At 64.5% G+C, this 17096-nt stretch carries 16 protein-coding genes; 9 read left to right on the forward strand and 7 right to left on the reverse strand.

Annotated elements, in window-relative coordinates; translation table 11 throughout:
* The first annotated feature begins 18 nt into the window (after positions 1–18).
* Positions 19–1359: a sensor histidine kinase gene (locus MKK04_RS19550; protein WP_207830975.1), complete on the forward strand. Its 1341-nt coding sequence runs from the start codon at positions 19–21 to the stop codon at positions 1357–1359.
* Between the two features lie 145 nt (positions 1360–1504).
* Here MKK04_RS19550 and MKK04_RS19555 read toward each other — a convergent pair whose 3' ends face one another.
* Positions 1505–2062 carry an NAD(P)H nitroreductase gene (locus MKK04_RS19555; protein ID WP_207830955.1) on the reverse strand — a complete coding sequence of 186 codons (558 nt, stop codon included), beginning with the start codon at positions 2060–2062 and terminating at the stop codon, positions 1505–1507.
* 102 nt (positions 2063–2164) lie between these two features.
* Between MKK04_RS19555 and MKK04_RS19560 the strand changes: the two genes are divergently transcribed.
* Entirely contained in the window at positions 2165–3619 is a 1455-nt protein-coding gene (locus tag MKK04_RS19560) for a TrkH family potassium uptake protein (RefSeq protein WP_207830951.1), read from the forward strand.
* Here MKK04_RS19560 and MKK04_RS19565 read toward each other — a convergent pair.
* Positions 3576–4637 (reverse strand): AraC family transcriptional regulator, encoded by a 1062-nt coding sequence (locus MKK04_RS19565; RefSeq protein WP_207830949.1) that lies wholly within the window; start codon positions 4635–4637, stop codon positions 3576–3578. The two genes, MKK04_RS19560 and MKK04_RS19565, sit on opposite strands and share 44 nt — an antisense overlap.
* 153 nt (positions 4638–4790) lie before the next feature.
* On the opposite strand from MKK04_RS19565, the gene MKK04_RS19570 reads away from it, so the two are divergent.
* Positions 4791–5102, forward strand: coding sequence for a DUF962 domain-containing protein (locus tag MKK04_RS19570; RefSeq protein WP_015271286.1), 312 nt, complete (start codon positions 4791–4793; stop codon positions 5100–5102).
* A gap of 41 nt (positions 5103–5143) precedes the next feature.
* On the opposite strand, the gene MKK04_RS19575 is transcribed toward MKK04_RS19570, so the two are convergent.
* Entirely contained in the window at positions 5144–5956 is an 813-nt protein-coding gene (locus tag MKK04_RS19575) for a UDP-2,3-diacylglucosamine diphosphatase (protein ID WP_207830947.1), read from the reverse strand.
* A gap of 131 nt (positions 5957–6087) precedes the next feature.
* Here MKK04_RS19575 and MKK04_RS19580 point away from each other — a divergent pair, with 131 nt between their 5' ends.
* Both MKK04_RS19580 and MKK04_RS19585 read left to right on the forward strand, forming a co-directional pair.
* Positions 6088–6855 carry a helix-turn-helix transcriptional regulator gene (locus MKK04_RS19580; RefSeq protein WP_241105897.1) on the forward strand — a complete coding sequence of 256 codons (768 nt, stop codon included), beginning with the start codon at positions 6088–6090 and terminating at the stop codon, positions 6853–6855.
* 184 nt (positions 6856–7039) lie between these two features.
* Positions 7040–7930 carry a DMT family transporter gene (locus tag MKK04_RS19585; RefSeq protein ID WP_233693738.1) on the forward strand — a complete coding sequence of 297 codons (891 nt, stop codon included), beginning with the start codon at positions 7040–7042 and terminating at the stop codon, positions 7928–7930.
* A 1-nt stretch (position 7931) separates the two neighbouring features.
* On the opposite strand, the gene MKK04_RS19590 is transcribed toward MKK04_RS19585, so the two are convergent.
* The gene (locus MKK04_RS19590; protein ID WP_003259082.1) at positions 7932–8213 is read right to left on the reverse strand and encodes a SelT/SelW/SelH family protein; all 282 of its coding nucleotides are present in this window, start codon (positions 8211–8213) and stop codon (positions 7932–7934) included.
* Positions 8214–8280: 67 nt separating this feature from the next.
* Here MKK04_RS19590 and MKK04_RS19595 point away from each other — a divergent pair, with 67 nt between their 5' ends.
* On the forward strand, positions 8281–10467 hold the full coding sequence (locus tag MKK04_RS19595; protein WP_207830942.1) for a patatin-like phospholipase family protein: 2187 nt from the start codon (positions 8281–8283) through the stop codon (positions 10465–10467).
* A gap of 161 nt (positions 10468–10628) precedes the next feature.
* Here the strand turns inward: MKK04_RS19595 and MKK04_RS19600 are convergent, their stop codons facing one another.
* Complete coding sequence (locus tag MKK04_RS19600; protein WP_207830940.1) at positions 10629–11066, reverse strand: MarR family transcriptional regulator; 438 nt, start codon at positions 11064–11066, stop codon at positions 10629–10631.
* Positions 11067–11216: 150 nt separating this feature from the next.
* On the reverse strand, positions 11217–13364 hold the full coding sequence (gene recQ, locus MKK04_RS19605; RefSeq protein WP_207830937.1) for a DNA helicase RecQ: 2148 nt from the start codon (positions 13362–13364) through the stop codon (positions 11217–11219).
* A 246-nt stretch (positions 13365–13610) separates the two neighbouring features.
* Here recQ and MKK04_RS19610 point away from each other — a divergent pair, with 246 nt between their 5' ends.
* The 3 genes from MKK04_RS19610 (at position 13611) to MKK04_RS19620 (ending at position 16242) form a co-directional block, all read left to right on the forward strand.
* Positions 13611–14198, forward strand: a complete 588-nt coding sequence (locus MKK04_RS19610; protein WP_025340148.1) for a YecA/YgfB family protein — start codon at positions 13611–13613, stop codon at positions 14196–14198.
* Between the two features lie 7 nt (positions 14199–14205).
* Positions 14206–14571 (forward strand): YbaN family protein, encoded by a 366-nt coding sequence (locus MKK04_RS19615; RefSeq protein ID WP_207830934.1) that lies wholly within the window; start codon positions 14206–14208, stop codon positions 14569–14571.
* 312 nt (positions 14572–14883) lie between these two features.
* The gene (locus MKK04_RS19620) at positions 14884–16242 is read left to right on the forward strand and encodes a TolC family outer membrane protein (protein WP_207830932.1); all 1359 of its coding nucleotides are present in this window, start codon (positions 14884–14886) and stop codon (positions 16240–16242) included.
* A gap of 97 nt (positions 16243–16339) precedes the next feature.
* Here the strand turns inward: MKK04_RS19620 and MKK04_RS19625 are convergent, their stop codons facing one another.
* Positions 16340–16939, reverse strand: coding sequence for a tRNA-uridine aminocarboxypropyltransferase (locus tag MKK04_RS19625; protein ID WP_233687554.1), 600 nt, complete (start codon positions 16937–16939; stop codon positions 16340–16342).
* Positions 16940–17096 lie beyond the last annotated feature (157 nt).

Here is a 17096-nt window from a genome sequence, read left to right on the forward strand (position 1 = left end):
GTTTCTCGTTTGCAGGAGGTGCACTTGCGTTCACTGTTCTGGCGCATCCTGGCCAGTTTCTGGCTGGCCATCACCCTGGTTGCGGGCCTGTCGATCCTGCTGGGCCATATGCTCAACCAGGACGCCTGGATCCTCAGCCGCCACCCGGGCCTTAATACCCTGGCCAGCAAGTGGGCCAAGCATTACGAGCAGGAAGGCCTGGCTTCGGCACAGCACTTCCTGGAACGGCGCAAGGACCGCTACAAGATCGACGTGCAGGTGCTCGATGACAGTGGCGAAGCCGTGGTGCCCGGCACCTTCCCGCGCCGTGCGGCGGCCTTCGAGGCACGCCAGCACAATGACCAGCGGCGCCTGCCGTGGCGCCGGCTGACCGAGGAATACACCAGCCCCGACACCGGCGAGACCTACCTGCTGATCTACCGCATCCCCCACCCGGCGCTGGATGCCTGGCACCGCGAAAGCCTGTTGTGGCCGCTCAGTGCGCTGGGCATTGCTTTGGTGGTGCTGACCCTGTTCAGCCTGCTGGTGACCCTGTCCATCACCCGCCCGCTCAGCCGCCTGCGCAGCGCCGTGCATGACCTGGGCCAGACCACCTACCAGCAGAACAGCCTGGCGCAGCTGGCGGCGCGGCGTGACGAGTTCGGCGTGCTGGCCAAGGACTTCAACAAGATGGGTGCGCGCCTGCAAAGCACCATCGGCAGCCAGCGCCAGTTGCTGCGCGATGTGTCCCATGAACTGCGCTCACCACTGGCCAGGTTGCGCATCGCCCTGGCCTTGGCCGAGCGCGCCGAGCCCGAGCAACGTGAAGCCCTGTGGCCACGCCTGACTCGCGAATGTGACCGCCTGGAAGACCTGATCAGCGAAATCCTCGCCCTGGCGCGGGTCGATGCCGAACAGGCTCACGCCGAACCGGTAGACCTCAATGCCCTGCTCGGCAGCGTGCGCAAGGACGCCCAGCTCAGCGCACCGGAGCAGGACGTGCGCCTGGAGGCACAGCCTGGGTTGACCTTGCAGGGTTGGCCCACACTGATCGAGCGTGCCGTGGACAACCTGCTACGCAACGCCCTGCGCTTCAACCCGCCGGGCCAGCCGATCGAAATCAGCGCCGTGCGCGAGCAGGAGCGTATCGTGTTGAGCGTGCGCGACCATGGGCCTGGGGCAGCGGCGGAGCACCTGGCGCAGTTGGGCGAGCCGTTCTTCCGTGCGCCGGGGCAGGACGCGCCGGGGCATGGGCTGGGGCTGGCGATTGCACGCAAGGCGGCCGAGCGGCATGGTGGCAGCCTGGTGCTGGAGAACCATCCGCAGGGTGGATTTGTAGCTCGGCTGGAGCTGCCTGTGACTGAGGCAACCGGCAGTTGATAATGTAAAGGCCTCTGGCCTTCTTCGCGGGTAAACCCGCTCCCGCAGGGAAAGTGCAAGCTTGAAGCCTGCGCCGTCCCTGTGGGAGCGGGTTTACCCGCGAAAGGGCCAGCAGCCCTGATAAAGCAATCAGCCCAAGGCTGCGTTACTCGCCCCAGGCACTTACGAAATCAGCGGTTTCCAGAATGGGCGCCGTACGCGGCTCGGTCAGCGGCGTACCAACATACAGGTAACCGATCAGTTCCTCGTTCTCGGCCAGCCCCAAGCCCTTGTGCACGTGGGCATCGAAGGCCATATCCCCGGTACGCCACACCGCACCGATACCTTGCGCATGCGCCGCAATCAGGATGCCGTGCGCCGCACAGCCCGCCGCCAGCCGCTGCTCGGACCTGGGCACCTTGAAGTGATCCTGCAGCTTGGCAATCACCACGATCAGCAACGGCGCCCGCAGGGGCATGGCGCGGGCCTTGTCCAGGGCAGCCTGGCTGGCATCCCCCTTGTGCTGCAACGCTTCGGCGAACAGCTCACCCAGCTTCTCGCGGCCCTGGCCTTCGATGGTGAGGAACCGCCACGGCCGCAACTGGCCGTGGTCCGGGGCGCGCAGGGCGGCCTGGAACAGCGCCTCGCGCTGGGCGGCATTGGGCGCCGGGTCGGTCAGGCGTGGCACGGAAACACGGTTGAGCAATGCGTCGAGAGCCTCCATCGGCTACCCTCCTGGCAGGTAAATGTGCGGCCATTCTAGCGTTTACATCACCAGACCCATAGGTAGAATGGCGCCCTTCCGTTTCGAGTCAGAGCAGATCACATGGCGTTGCCGACCTTAAGGATCATTGGTTTCATCATCGGCATCTTCCTGATTACCCTCGCCGTCAGCATGGCAGTGCCCATGGCGACCCTGGTGATCTTCGAACGCACCCGTGACATGCCGTCGTTCCTCTGGTCGAGCCTGATCACCTTTGTCGCCGGCCTGGCCCTGGTGCTTCAGGGTCGCCCCGAGCATGTGCACCTGCGCCCGCGCGATATGTACCTGCTGACCGTCAGCAGCTGGCTGGTGGTGTGTGTATTCGCCGCCCTGCCGTTCCTGCTGACCCAGCACATCAGCTACACCGACGCCTTCTTCGAAAGCATGTCGGGTATCACCGCCACCGGTGCCACCGTGCTCAGCGGGCTCGATAACATGTCTCCAGGCATCCTGATGTGGCGTTCGATGCTGCACTGGCTCGGCGGCATCGGCTTCATCGGCATGGCGGTTGCGATCCTGCCGCTGCTGCGCATCGGTGGCATGCGCCTGTTCCAGACCGAATCGTCCGACCGCTCGGAGAAGGTCATGCCGCGCTCGCACATGGTCGCCAAGTCGATCGTGGGGGTATACGTCGGCTTCTCGATCCTGGGCGCGCTGGGCTTCTGGTGGGCCGGCATGAACCCGTTCGATGCAATCAACCACGCCATGTCGGCGATCTCCACTGGCGGGTTTTCCACCTCCGACCAGTCGCTGGCCAAGTGGGATATCCCGGCCGTGCACTGGGTCGCGGTGGTGGTGATGATCCTCGGCAGCCTGCCCTTCACCCTCTACGTGGCCACCCTGCGTGGCAACCGCAAGGCACTGATCCGCGACCAGCAGGTGCAAGGCTTGCTGGGCATGCTGGTGGCCACCTGGCTGGTGCTTGGCACCTGGTACTGGGCCACCACCAATCTGCACTGGCTCGATGCCCTGCGCCACGTGGCGCTGAACGTGACCTCGGTGGTCACCACCACCGGTTTCGCCCTGGGTGACTACAGCCTGTGGGGCAACTTCTCGCTGATGCTGTTCTTCTACCTGGGCTTCGTCGGCGGCTGCTCCGGCTCGACGGCAGGTGGCATCAAGATCTTCCGCTTCCAGGTCGCCTACATCCTGCTCAAGGCCAGCCTCAACCAGCTGATCCACCCGCGCGCGGTGATCAAGCAGAAGTACAACGGCCACCGCCTCGACGAAGAAATCGTGCGTTCGATCCTGACCTTCTCGTTCTTCTTCGCCATTACCATATGCGTCATGGCGCTGCTGCTGTCGTTGCTTGGCGTAGACTGGATGACCGCCCTGACTGGCGCTGCCGGCACGGTCTCGGGTGTAGGCCCGGGCCTGGGTGAAGTGATCGGCCCGTCGGGCAACTACGCCACGCTGCCGGACGCTGCCAAGTGGATTCTCGCCAGCGGCATGCTGCTCGGCCGCCTGGAAATCATCACGGTGCTAGTGTTGTGCATGCCGGCGTTCTGGCGCCACTGACCACCTCGGGCTCCGCGCCCAGACGCGCGCGGTACTCACCAGGCGTGGCATCGTACCAGCGGCGGAACGCCCGGTAGAAGTTGCTGGGGTCGGCAAAGCCCAGCAGGTAGGCGGTCTCCATCAGGGTCATGCCTGGCTGCGCCAGGTACTGTTCGGCCAGTTCGCGGCGGGTGTCATCGAGCAGGGTCTGGAAGCTGGTGCCTTCTTCCTGCAACCGCCGCTGCAAAGTGCGCTGCGACAGGTGCAGGGCCTGAGCCAGGGTTTCGCGCTTGGGCTCGCCCTGCGGCAGGATACGGCACAGCACCTGGCGCACGCGGTGGGTGACCCGGCTTTCCGAGAAACGCGCCAGGTATTCGCCGGCAAAGCGGTCATGCAGGATGGCCATGGCTTCATTGGCGGTGGGCAGCGGTGCCTCCATGTCGGCGCGCTCGAACACCAGCGCATCGTGCGGCGCACCAAACACCAGCGGCGAATGAAACGCCGCTTTGTACGGCTCGATATTCTTTGGCTGCGGCCCCTGCACCAGCACCCGGCGCGGTTGCACCGGCCGACCGCTGAGCCAGCTGCACAGCGCCAGCGCACAGGCCAGCGATGCTTCGGCACTGTGCCGGGTCGGCGGCAGATGGTCGCCATGTACGGTCAGGATCAGCGAATAGCCCTCGGGGCCGAGAGAGAAGCTGAGGTCGGAGCTCTCGGCGATGATGCGCTGGTAACGCACCAGGCGCTCGAAGCCTTCGGCCAGGGTGCGGCTGGACATCAACGCATAACCCACCACATGGAACGATGCCGGGCGCACCACCCGCGCCATGTTCAGGCCTATGGCCTCGTTGCCCGACAGTTCCACCGCCAGTTGCCACAGGCGTGTCATGGAGTCCTGGGGGAAACGCGCGTCGGGGTCGTCGAGCGCAGCGAAATCCAGCCCCAGCTGCTTGAACATGGCCCGGCAGTCCAGCCCTTCCAGTTCGAGTGCCTTCACGATCCCTGATGCCCAGCTGGCCGACGTGGTTCTTTCGCTCATGACAGGCATTTTATGCTGACCGCTCCTGCGGTGAACCCCACGGATATTCAATTGGCGCCTATTGTCACTGATAGGCCTCGCCAGTCACTCTAGACTCGAATCAGGCTCCACGCCGTGCATCTTGTCCAGAAGTATTAATACCGGAGCACTGCCATGAACCGCACAGCGCAGTTTCGCAGTTTTGCCGAGTTCTACCCTTATTACCTGGGGGAGCACAGCAACCCCACCTGTCGCCGCCTGCACTTTGTCGGCACCAGCCTGGTGATTGCTTTGCTGGCCTATACCATTGGCAGTGGCAAATGGTTGCTGCTACTGGCCTTGCCGGTGTTCGGCTACGGCTTTGCCTGGGTCGGGCATTTCTTTTTCGAAAAGAACCGGCCAGCGACCTTTACCCATCCGCTGTACAGCCTGATAGGGGATTTCGTGATGTTTCGGGATATCCTGCTGGGCAAGATCAGCCTGTAGATTTTTTGGGGCTGCTTTGCAGCCCCCAGGGCCCTCAAGCCCTACGCCTGTTCGCGCACCGCCGCTGCTGCCTGCGCCTCTCGCGCCTGCGCCTGCGCCAGCCGATAAAGCTCGATCGTGCCATCCCAATGCTCGATCAGCGCCGTGCACGATTCCACCCAATCCCCACAATTGAGGTACTCCACCTCCCCCACCTGGCGAATCTCGGCATGGTGGATATGCCCACACACCACCCCGTGAAAACCACGGCGGGTGCACTCATGGGCAATGGCATCCTCGAAGTCGCTGATGAAGTTCACCGCGCCTTTGACCTTGTGCTTCAGGTACGCCGACAGTGACCAATAGCCGTATCCATAGCGGGCACGCCAGTGGTTGAGCCAGCGGTTGAGCACCAGGGTGAACTCGTAGGCACGGTCACCGAGGAACGCCAGCCAGCGGTGGTAACGGGTAATCACGTCGAACTGGTCGCCATGGATCACCAGCAGGCGGCGGCCATCGGCGGTGAGGTGCTCGGCCTCGTCCACCAGTTGGATGTTGCCGAGGATCAGCCTGGAGTAACGGCGCAGGAATTCGTCATGGTTGCCAGTGACGTAGATCACCTCGGTGCCCCGCTTGCTCATGGTCAGCAACCGGCGGATCACGTTGGTGTGGGCTTGTGGCCAGTAGATACCGCCGCGCAGCTTCCAGCCATCGATGATATCGCCCACCAGGTAGATGCGGTCGGCCTGGTACCCCTTGAGGAACTGCGACAGGTGTTCGGCCTGGCAGTCGCGGGTGCCCAGATGCACATCGGAAATCCACAGGGTACGCACGCGTTGCTTGCGCGAGGGGCGGGACAGTTCGGCATGGGTCATGGGCAGGCTCCGGCGCAGTTTGCTGGAGACTGGCAGGCGCGGATGACAGCGCAGTGGCAAAACCGTTACGAGTGATGGGTTGCAGGGAATGAGGCACAATGCGCTTCTGCCCTGCGAGGACGACGCTACCCATGACCACCGGCCCGATCCTCTCGCTGCGCCATTACCGCGACAGCCTGATCGCCCACAGCCACGAACACCCGCAACTGGTGTTCGGCCTGCGCGGCCGCCTGGAGTTCGAGGTGCAGGGGCATGGCGCCGGGATCGATCGGCAGGGGCTGATCGTGGTACCGGCGGGTGCCCATCACACCTGCGCCAGCGATGGCGGCAGCGATTGCCTGGTGCTGGATGTGCCCGGGGACCACTGGTTGCGCGAGCAACTGGGCGAACATGCCGATGCCAGCCGCCGTCTGCTCGACCGCCCCGGCGCCCTGGGCCTGGATGAGCGCCAGCAGCAGCTGGTGGACTGGCTGGCGGCCAGCCCCATGCATGACCCATTGATTGCCCGGCAAGGGGCAGCGCTGCTGCTGGCCAGCCTCAACCCCACGGCGGCCGCCAGGGTCAGCGCCAGCCAGCGCCTGCCCTATGCTGCCTTCGATGCGCATATCGAGCAGCATGCCGCCTATCCGCTGCAAGTGGCTGACCTGGCGCGCATCGCCGGGTTGTCCAGTGCCCGCCTGCATGCGCGCTTTACTGCGGAGTGCGGGATGACGCCGATGGACTACATTCGCCAGCGGCGCTTGCTCAAGGCGCGACGCCTGGTGGTGCAGACCTTGCTACCGATGGGCGAGATTGCGGCGCAGGTGGGGTACAGCTCGCAGAGTGCGTTTTCGGCGGCGATGTTGCGGGCGTTCGGGTGTACGCCGTTGGCATTGCGGCGAGAGTCTGGCGACAACTGACGCCAGTCTTGCGACAGAACGCGTTTGCCTGAGCCTGTACACTTTGCCTGTGCCGGCCCTTTCGCGGGTAAACCCGCTCCCACAGGTACTGCACCGCTTTCAAAGCCTGTGCAGTACCTGTGGGAGCGGGTTTACCCGCGAAAGGGCCGGCACAGCCAGTAGAGATCTTGAGCAAGGACCACCCATGAACCACCGCACCGCCCTCGGGGCCCTGCATATCGGCGCGCTGTTCTTCGGCCTCACCGGCGTCTTCGGCAAACTGGCTACCAGCGCCAGCCCGGCGATAATCGTCTTCGGCCGCGCCGCCTTCGCCGTGCTCGCCCTGGCCCTGTTCGCCAGCCTGACCGGGCCGGGCTGGCAACGCCTGAGCGGCCAGGACGCCCGCCGCCTGCTGCTCGGCGGTGTGCTGCTGGCCGGCCATTGGGTCAGCTTCTTCATCGCGGTAAAGGTTGCCGGCGTGGCCATCGCCACCCTCGGCTTCGCCAGCTTCCCGGCCTTTACCGTAATCCTCGAAGGCCTGCTGTTCCGCGAGCGCATCCGCCGCAACGAGGCTGTGCTGGTATTGCTGGTCAGCATTGGCCTGGTGCTGGTCACACCGGCATTCGACCTGGCCAGTGAAGCTACCGGCGGCCTGCTCTGGTCATTGCTGTCGGGGCTGCTGTTCTCCCTGTTGTCACTCACCAACCGCGCCGGCTCCGGCCGCCTGCCCGCAGTGCAGGCGGCGCTGTGGCAGAACCTGGTGGTGGGCTTGTGCCTGCTGCCGTTCGCAGCACCGGACCTGGCCGGCGTAACCACCATGGACTGGCTGTGGATCGCCCTGCTCGGCATCTTCTGCACCGGCGTGGCACACAGCCTGTTCGTCGCCAGCCTGTCGGTGATCAAGGCGCGCACCGCCGCCGTGGTGTTCGCCATGGAACCGGTCTACGGCATAGCCGTGGCCTGGGTGGTGTTCGCCGAAACCCCGACCTTGCGCATGCTGCTGGGCGGCGCACTGATCATCTTCGCCATCGTGCTGTCCAGCCGCCTGGCCGCCGAGCAACCGCCCAGGCAGCGGCCACTGGCCGAGGGCGCCTGATTCAGCGGTCGTTGTGGCCCAGGTCGCGTTGCGGGTCGATCTGGTCACGCACCCGCTGCTTCAGCACCTTGGCCTCGGGGAAGCCCCCGTCGGCCTTGCGCTCCCAGATCTGCACACCATTGCAGGTGATGCGGAAGATACCGCCGGTGCCAGGCTCCAGCGCCACTCGGCCAAGGTCGTCAGCGAAGGTGCTGAGCAGTTCCTGGGCCAGCCAGGCGGCACGCAGCAGCCATTGGCACTGGGTGCAATATGTGATGACGATTTCCGGTTTGCTGTCGGCCATGGTGAGGCATCTCCAGGTGAGGGGCCGCTTATACTAGCGGTCTTTAGCCCACGGTTTGAGACTCACGATGCGCCGTTTGCTGTTCTGTTTCCTGCTTACCCTTACCTCCCTCACGGTATTCGCCGCGGAAGCGGCCAGGCCCAAGGTTGGCCTGGTGCTGTCGGGTGGCGCGGCCCGTGGCCTGGCCCACATCGGAGTGCTCAAGGCCCTGGAGGAACAGGGTGTGCGCATCGACGCCATCGCCGGCACCAGCATGGGCGCAGTGGTCGGCGGCCTGTACGCCTCGGGCTACAGTGTCGATGAGCTGGAAAAGCTCGCCACCACCCTCGACTGGCAACAGGCACTGTCCGATGCCCCGCCGCGCAAGGACGTGCCATTCCGGCGCAAGCAGGATGACCGCGACTTCCTGGTCAAGCAGAAGCTCAGTTTTCGCGACGACGGCAGCCTGGGCCTGCCGCTGGGCGTGATCCAGGGCCAGAACCTGGCGCTGCTGCTGGAAAGCAAGCTGGCGCACACCGCCGACACCCGTGACTTCGACAAGCTGCCCATCCCCTTCCGTGCAGTGGCCACCGACATCGCCAGCGGCGAAAAGGTAGTGTTCCGCCGTGGCCACCTGCCCCAGGTGATCCGCGCCAGCATGTCGATCCCGGCGGTGTTCGCCCCGGTCGAGCTGGACGGCCGGCTGCTGGTGGACGGCGGCATGGTCGACAACATCCCGCTGGACGTTGCCCGCGAAATGGGTGTGGACCTGGCCATCGTGGTCGACATCGGCACCCCGCTGCGTGACCGCAAGCAGCTGGCCACGGTGGTCGACGTGCTCAACCAGTCGATCACCCTGATGACCCGGCGCAACTCGGAGGAACAACTGGCCAGCCTGCACCGTGACGACATCCTCATCCAGCCGCCGCTGACCGCCTTCGGCGTCACCGATTTTGGCCGCGCCCGGGAAATGATCGAGGCCGGCTACCGCGCCACCCGCCTGCTCGACCCGCGCCTGCTCGCCCTGCGCCAGCCCGAAGGCGACAGCAGCCTGGCCGTGGCCCGTTCGCCACGCCAACGCACGCCGACGATCACCGCGATCAGGATCGAGAACGACTCCAAGGTCAGCGACGACGTCATCCGCTCGTACATCCGCCAGCCCATCAATGCCCCGCTGGAGCTGGACCGCCTGCAGACCGACATGGGCACGCTGTATGGCCTGGACTACTTCGACCGGGTGCAGTACCGCGTGGTGCACAAGGGTGACGACAACACCCTGGTGATCAACGCCCGAGGCCGCCGCGGTGGCACCGACTACCTGCGCCTGGGCCTGAACCTGTCGGACGACCTGCGCGGCGACAGCGCCTTCAACCTGGGCGCCAGCTACCGGGTCAACGGCATCAACAGCCTCGGCGCCGAATGGCTGACCCGTGGCCAGATCGGCGACCAGCAGGAACTGTACAGCGAGTTCTACCAGCCGCTGGACGTGGGCTCGCGCTATTTCATCGCGCCCTACCTGGACTTCGGTTCGCAAAACATCGAAGCCACCCTGGACAACGACCCGGTCGCCGAATACCGCCTGGAGCGTTACGGCTTCGGCCTGAACGTGGGGCGGCAGATCGGCACCAACGGTGAAGTGCGCCTGGGCGTGGGCAAGGCCTGGGGCGAGGCCGAGGTGCGCATCGGCGACCAGGACCTGCCCAAGGTCAGTTTCAACGAAGGTTTCTACGAGCTGAAGTACTCGTTCGACACCCTCGACAATGTGTACTTCCCGCACCGCGGCGAGGATATCGGCCTGACCTTGCGCAAGTATGACCAGTCGCTGGATTCCGACCAGGACTACCGGCAGTGGATGTTCAACCTGGACAAGGCCCTCAGCAGCGGGCCGAACACCTTCGTGCTGGGCGGGCGCTACGGGCGCACGCTGGATGAGACCGAAGTGGTGACATCGAGCTTCGTGCTGGGCGGGGCGCGGGAGCTGTCAGGCTTCCGCCAGGACTCGGTGTCGGGGCAGAACGTGAGCCTGATGCGCATGGTCTACTACCGCCGCCTGACGCCACGAGCCTACGTGCCGCTGGACTTCCCGCTGTACATCGGCGGGTCGCTGGAGCGTGGGCGGGCGTGGAACAACGATAACGAATTCGACAGTGGCTACATCAATGCGGCGAGCATCTTCCTGGGGCTGGAGACGCCGCTGGGGCCATTGAACCTGAGTTACGGGGCCAACAGTGCGCATGAGCAGGCGGTGTACCTGAACCTGGGGCATACCTTCTAGGGCTTCATCGCTTTCAGGGCCGGTGAGATCCCTGTGGGAGCGGATTCACCCGCGAAGCAGGCGACGCGGTGCATGGCACCGGCTGCGCCGGTGTTCGCGGCTAAAGCCGCTCCCACAGGGACAGCGCCAACTTGAAGGCCGCAAAGCGGCCCCAGGGCCCCTCAGGATTTTTCGAGGTTGGCCAGGATCCTGGCATGCACCCGCATGCACACCTGCAGTTCCGCCTCGTCCACCCCGGTGAACAGCTCCACCCGCAGTTGATTGGCAATGGTCTCGATCTGGTCGATCAGCGGCTTGGCCGGCGGGCACAGCACAATCTTCTTCGCCCGCCGATCTTCCAGCACCGCCTGCCGGCGTACCAGCCCCTGCGCTTCCAGGCTGTCGAGCAGGCGCGCCAGGGTCGGGCCTTCGACACCCACGCTCTGGGCCAGCTCGCGCTGGGTCGGGGCATCTTCGAAACGGGCCAGGTGCAGCAACACCAGCCAGCGCGCCTGGGACAGGTTGAGCCCGGCCAGGCGGCGGTCCAGCTCGGCACGCCAACCGCGGGACATCTGGGCCAGCTGCATGCCGAAGCGGTGTTGATTGTCGGTCAGGGGCATAAGCAACTCATTGAACAGATCTAATTATTAGGCAGCTAACCATGGCCCGTCCCACGAGGCAAGGCTCGGGCACCCTGGAATGTTCGATAATCGTCAAAAAACATGACGAAGGTCAGCAGATAACCGTTCTGACCTCGATCCTGTCGCCACTCACAGTTCGAACTCGGCCGCCAGCGCCGCACGCACGCAGTAGAGCACGCCCTCCGGCACCCGGGCCCCGAACAGCGGCGCAATCGCCGACACCGGTGGCAGTTCGCCCTCGCCATCGAGGAAGGCATCCTGCACTTCCATCAGCAGGTCTTCCGGCAAGTCCAGGGCCTGCTCCAGGCTCAGCTCCTGGCGGCCCAGCGCCTCGGCCAGCAGGCTGTAGACGTTCTTCTCGCTGCAGTTGAGCTGCCCGGCGATCTGCGCCGGGGTCATCCCGGCGCGGGCCAGGCTGACCAGTTCGTGGCGCAGGTCCAGCACCACTTTCGGCGCCTCGTCGGTGCCGCCGCTGTTGTTCAGTACCTCGAGGAAGGCCTGGCCATAACGCTCCAGCTTGCGCGCCCCCACGCCGCTGACCTGGGCCATGTCGCTGAGGCTGACCGGCTGGCTGCGCAGCATCTCCAGCAACGTCGAGTCGGGGAAGATGACGTAGGGCGGCACACTGTGCTCCTCGGCCAGCTTGCGCCGCAGGGTGCGCAGTGCTTCCCACAGCTCGCGCTCTTCGGCACGCACCAGTTGGCTGGCCGGGCTGCCGCCACTGGACGACGAAGTCTTGGCGGTAGTCTGTGGCTTGAGGTCTCGGCGCAGCTGCAAGGTCACCTCGCCACGCAGCAGCGGCCGGCAGCTGTCGGACAGGCGCAGGCCGCCGTAACCCTCCAGGTCGATGTCGACCAGGCCGCGTGCCACCAGCTGGCGGAACAGCGAACGCCACTCGACCTCGGCCAGGCCTTTGCCGACGCCAAACACCGAGAGCTTCTCGTGGCCGAAATTGCGCACCTTCTCGGTGTCCTTGCCCAGCAGCACGTCGACCAGGTGACCGACGCCGTAGCGCTGACCGGTGCGGAACACCGCCGACAGCGCCTGGCGGGCCGGCTCGGTGGCGTCCCAGGTCTGCACCTGGTCGACACAGTTGTCGCAGTGCCCGCACGGTTGCTCGAGGGTTTCGTCAAAATAGGCCAGCAGCGACTGGCGGCGGCAGCGGGTTTCTTCGCACAGGGCCAGCATGGCGTCGAGCTTGTGCTGCTCGATGCGCTTGTGGCGCTCGTCACCTTCGGAGTTCTGCAGCATCTGCTTGAGCATCACCATGTCCTGCAGCCCGTAGGCCATCCAGGCATCGGACGGCAGCCCGTCACGGCCGGCACGGCCGGTCTCCTGGTAGTACGCCTCGAGCGACTTGGGCAGGTCAAGGTGGGCGACGAAGCGCACGTTGGGCTTGTCGATACCCATGCCGAAGGCGATGGTGGCAACCATGATCAGCCCTTCCTCGTTGAGGAAGCGGTGCTGGTTGGCCGCGCGCGTCTCGGCAGCCAGGCCGGCGTGATACGGCAGCGCCGGGAAGCCCTGGTCACAGAGGAAGGCGGCAGTTTCGTCGACCTTCTTGCGTGACAGGCAATAGACGATGCCGGCGTTGCCGCGGCGCTCGCCGAGGAAGGCCATCAGCTGCTTGCGCGGTGCCTCCTTGGGCACGATGCGGTAGAAGATGTTGGGCCGGTCGAAACTCGACAGGAAGCGCTCGGCGCCTTGCAGGTGCAGGCGCTGGACAATCTCTTCGCGGGTGCGCATGTCGGCGGTGGCGGTCAGCGCGATGCGCGGCACATGCGGGAACAGCTCGGCCAGTTGGCCCAGTTGCAGGTATTCGGGGCGGAAATCGTGGCCCCATTGCGACACGCAGTGGGCCTCGTCGATGGCGAACAACGCGATATCCAGGTCGCGCAGGAAGTCGAGCATGCGCGGCTGCACCAGGCGCTCCGGCGCCAGGTACAGCATCTTCACTTCGCCACGGCGCAGGCGCCCGGCCAGGTCACGCTGCTGCTCCGGCGTCAGCGTGGAGTTCAGCGCGGCAGCTGGCACACCGAGTTCGTCGAGCGTGGCGACCTGGTCGTCCATCAACGCGATCAGTGGCGAAACCACCACCGTCAGGCCTGGGCGCAACAACCCCGGCACCTGGAAACACAACGACTTGCCGCCACCGGTAGGCATCAGCACCAGGGCATCGCCGCCATTGGCCACGCAGTCGATGATCGCTGCCTGGCGCCCGCGGAAACTGTCGTAGCCGAAGACGTCCTTGAGAACGCGCTGAGCCTGTTCGAGCATGTGCAACTCCACAAATCGCCGTACCATCCTGGATACAGGCTGGACGAAAAACCCGCCCCGCACACGCCAAATGCGTAAGCGGTTTTTGCCAGGCAGCCGGCAAAACCTGCCCCTGGATGAAAAATCGCGGAGTATACCGCAGCACCGCCCCGCGCAGGGCACCACGGCGATAGACGTTCCCTTTGCCCCGCCGCCGTCGCAAGGTGCTAGAATTCGGTATCGTTTATTCCCCAAGGTAGCCCTGTAATGTCCTTCGCCGAGCAACTGACCCGCCTGCAAGCCTTCCTCGACGCCGACGAGCTGCACGAAGAAGCGCTGGACTATGTCGCCGCCCACGGCTACCTCACCGCCCTGTCGATCAATGCCGAGGAAGTGCCCGAGCGCGAATGGATCGACGCCCTGTTCGCCGAAGAGCCGCACTACGCCAGCGACGCTCAGCGCACCGAGATCGAAGCCACCCTGGTGGCGCTCAAGGCGCATATCGCCCGCCAGCTGGCCAGCGACGACGAGTTCGAGCTGCCGTGCGACCTGGACCTGACCGACGAGCCGGACGATTCCGACCTGCGCGGCTGGTGCATCGGCTTCATGGAAGGCGTATTCCTGCGTGAAGAGGCCTGGTTCGAGAACGCCGAAGAAGAAGTCAGCGAGATGCTGCTGCCGATCATGGTCGGCTCGGGCCTGTTCGACGAGCAGCCAGAGTTCGCCGATATCGCCAGCAACGCCAACCTGCAGGACGACATGATCGTACAGATCCCCGAAGCGCTGACTGCGCTGTTCCTGCTGCTGCACGCCCCTGACGAAAAGCCGGCGCTGCTCAAACCACGCCACCACTAAGTCGCCTATGCGATACCTGCTGCTGGCCACCGGCTGGCTCAGCGTCGCGTTGGGGGTGTTGGGGATTTTCCTGCCGGTACTGCCCACCACCCCGTTCCTGCTATTGGCGGCGGCCTGCTTTGCCCGCAGCTCGCCGCGCTTTCACCACTGGCTGGTCCATCACCCGAAGCTCGGGCCGTGGATCCGCGACTACCTCAGTGGTGAAGGCATCCCCCTCAAGGGCAAGGTCTACGCCATCGGCCTGATGTGGGCCAGCATCGGCCTGTCGTGCTATCTGGTGCCGCTGTTCTGGGCGCGCACCTTCATGTTGACCAGCGCCGTACTGGTAAGCCTGTATATCCTCAGCCAGAAAACTCTGCAGAAGCCAAAGTGACAATATTTTGTCGCCAAATATCAATTTCGCCTAACTGATATTTCTCTTATCCGAAATAGTTCTGGAACCGCGCACGAACCCTGTATCCATTGGCTTTCACGGCTTTTAACGGTGCCGCAGCCTGTGTTTTTTTCGCGAACCAATTAGACAATATATGTCTTATATGGCAACTTGATATGAAGAAATCTTCTTATCTATCGCGTTGAATGTACTTAGCTGTGTTGTTAAAAACCTGCAACACTATACGCGGTAACTTTATCGTCATTTTTTTGGCGAGCAGCAGGATCAATTCCAGGATCAGGGAGATGTACCATGCGCGTTTTGAACCCCATCACCAGTGCATTACTGTTGGCCCTGGCGAGTGCCAACGTACAGGCGATGTCGATCACAGAGGCTGTCCAGAGCGCCGTGGACTACCATCCGCAAGTCAGCTCCAATCGCAACAGCAAGCTGTCGGCCGATGAAGATGTGAAGTTTGCGCGTGGTGGCTACTACCCTTCCGTGGATTTGGTCGCCGGCTATGGCCGCCAGCGTTCGGACAACACCACTACCCGTGCCGAGGGCAACCACAACAAGGAAACCCTCAACTACACCCAGTCCGAACTGCGCCTGCGGCAGATGATCTTCGACGGCTTCAACACCGCGAATGAAGTGGGCCGCACCGAAGCGGTCTCCACCTCCCGCGCCTACTACACCCAGGCCGTCGCCCAGGATGTCGCCCTGCGTGCAGTCGAGGTGTACCTGGAAGTGCTCAAACGCCGTGAACTGGTAGCCCTGGCCAGGAACAACCTGCAAGCCCACCTGCGCGTCAACGACCAGATTGGCCTGCGCAACGAGCGCGGTGTCGGCAGCACCGCCGACCTTGACCAGTCCCGCGCACGTCGCGCCCTGGCAGAAAACAACCTGGACACCGCCGAAGTCGACCTGGCCGACGCCGAGGCCAACTTCTTCAGCGTCGTCGGCCGTATGCCGGACGAGCTGGAAAGCCCGCAGACCATCAAGGGCGAGGTGCCTGGCACCCTCGATGAAGCCCGCGACGGCATGCGCCAGAACAACCCGTACATCAAGTCTGCCCAGGCTGACGTGAATGCTGCCGAGCAGCAATACGAAGTGGCCAAGTCGACCTTCTACCCACGCTTCGACGCCATTCTGGCCACTGGTGCCAACAACAACACCGGCGGCGAGAAAGGCCACAACAACAACGACTGGCAAGCTGGCGTTGAAATGAACTACAACCTGTTCCGCGGTGGCAGCGACAAGGCTCGCCTGCAGTCCGACGCGCACAAGATCAACCAGGCCCTGGACATTCGCAACAACGCCCTGCGTGAGCTGACCGAGAACCTGAGCCTGGCGTGGAACGCCATGAACAACGCCAGCAAGCAGTTGCCAACCGCGCGTGAATACGCCGAGACCACCAAGCGCGTGCGTGCCGCCTACCAGGACCAGTTCGGCCTGGGCCAGCGCACCCTGCTCGACCTGCTCGACAGTGAAAACGAGCTGTACAACGCCGACCGCCGCTACACCGAGGTGCGTTATACCGAGGAGTTCTCGCGCTACCGTGTACTGGCGACCATGGGTGAGCTGCTGAGCAAGCAGCGTATTTCGCTGCCGCCGGAAGCGCTGGCTACCACCGAAGTACGCACCGAGGCGCGTTTGCCTGAGATGCGTTGATCGGGTTCGAGATCGCCGGGGCCACTCCCACAGGAGGATCAACTACTGTGGGAGCGGCCTTGTGTCGCGAAAGGGCTGCAGAGCAGCCCCCTTGCGCTCACTCGGTGCCATGGTTGCGCTGGAACGTCTCCTCGCCCATGGCCCTGATCTGCCCTTCGATCAACGCCTCGAACGGCGCCAGCAACGCATCGAAGCAGGCCGGTTGCTCCAGCGCATCGAGCGCCCCCACCACCGCCTCGATAGTCGACAGCGCCCCCGCCTCCGGCGCCTTGCGCAGCCGGTAGCGTGAAGGCGCGACAGCCCCCAGCGTCACCCGCGGCAACGCCACCAGCACCGGGTTCAGGTACAGCAGCTTGCGCGCCTTGCGCCAGGTACCGTCGGGCACGATCAACAGCAAGGGTTTGTCTTCCGTCTCGCCATAGGCCTGCAGCACCTGGGCGTCGTCACCCGGGAACAGCAGGGCCGGCCGGTAACCGGGGGTAGCCAGCAGTTCGTTCAGGTCATCGAACACCTCACCTACCCGCAACTCGGCATTGTTCAGGCCAAGGGCGGCCAGGCGGGCAGTGTTCAGGGCATGGGCGGTTTCACTGGGGTGCTGCAGCAGGATGACGCGGGTGCGGCTGTCGAGCGCGGGGATCAGTGGGCAGAGGCAATGGTCGAGCGGGCGCTGGCAGCGCTCGCAGCGGGGTCTGGGCATGGGGTTCTCCTTGGCGGGAACAGTTTGCCACAGAACCGGGGCCCGCTTTGCGGGCCTTTCGCCCTGTAGGAGCGGGCTTGCCCGCGATGCAGGCAATGCGGTGGCTGGCACGGGCTTCGCCCGTGATCGCGGGTAAACCCGCTCCTACAGGGCGAAA

It is taken from the genome of Pseudomonas sp. LS.1a (assembly GCF_022533585.1).
GTDB lineage: Bacteria > Pseudomonadota > Gammaproteobacteria > Pseudomonadales > Pseudomonadaceae > Aquipseudomonas.

Bases quoted from the DNA above. Each gene is read 5' to 3' on its own strand.
- MKK04_RS19555 (WP_207830955.1), bottom strand. From the start codon at position 2,062: ATGGAGGCTCTCGACGCATTGCTCAACCGTGTTTCCGTGCCACGCCTG.
- MKK04_RS19560 (WP_207830951.1), top strand. From the start codon at position 2,165: ATGGCGTTGCCGACCTTAAGGATCATTGGTTTCATCATCGGCATCTTC.
- MKK04_RS19565 (WP_207830949.1), bottom strand. From the start codon at position 4,637: ATGAGCGAAAGAACCACGTCGGCCAGCTGGGCATCAGGGATCGTGAAG.
- MKK04_RS19570 (WP_015271286.1), top strand. From the start codon at position 4,791: ATGAACCGCACAGCGCAGTTTCGCAGTTTTGCCGAGTTCTACCCTTAT.
- MKK04_RS19575 (WP_207830947.1), bottom strand. From the start codon at position 5,956: ATGACCCATGCCGAACTGTCCCGCCCCTCGCGCAAGCAACGCGTGCGT.
- MKK04_RS19580 (WP_241105897.1), top strand. From the start codon at position 6,088: ATGACCACCGGCCCGATCCTCTCGCTGCGCCATTACCGCGACAGCCTG.
- MKK04_RS19585 (WP_233693738.1), top strand. From the start codon at position 7,040: ATGAACCACCGCACCGCCCTCGGGGCCCTGCATATCGGCGCGCTGTTC.
- MKK04_RS19590 (WP_003259082.1), bottom strand. From the start codon at position 8,213: ATGGCCGACAGCAAACCGGAAATCGTCATCACATATTGCACCCAGTGC.
- MKK04_RS19595 (WP_207830942.1), top strand. From the start codon at position 8,281: ATGCGCCGTTTGCTGTTCTGTTTCCTGCTTACCCTTACCTCCCTCACG.
- MKK04_RS19600 (WP_207830940.1), bottom strand. From the start codon at position 11,066: ATGCCCCTGACCGACAATCAACACCGCTTCGGCATGCAGCTGGCCCAG.
- recQ (WP_207830937.1), bottom strand. From the start codon at position 13,364: ATGCTCGAACAGGCTCAGCGCGTTCTCAAGGACGTCTTCGGCTACGAC.
- MKK04_RS19610 (WP_025340148.1), top strand. From the start codon at position 13,611: ATGTCCTTCGCCGAGCAACTGACCCGCCTGCAAGCCTTCCTCGACGCC.
- MKK04_RS19615 (WP_207830934.1), top strand. From the start codon at position 14,206: ATGCGATACCTGCTGCTGGCCACCGGCTGGCTCAGCGTCGCGTTGGGG.
- MKK04_RS19620 (WP_207830932.1), top strand. From the start codon at position 14,884: ATGCGCGTTTTGAACCCCATCACCAGTGCATTACTGTTGGCCCTGGCG.
- MKK04_RS19625 (WP_233687554.1), bottom strand. From the start codon at position 16,939: ATGCCCAGACCCCGCTGCGAGCGCTGCCAGCGCCCGCTCGACCATTGC.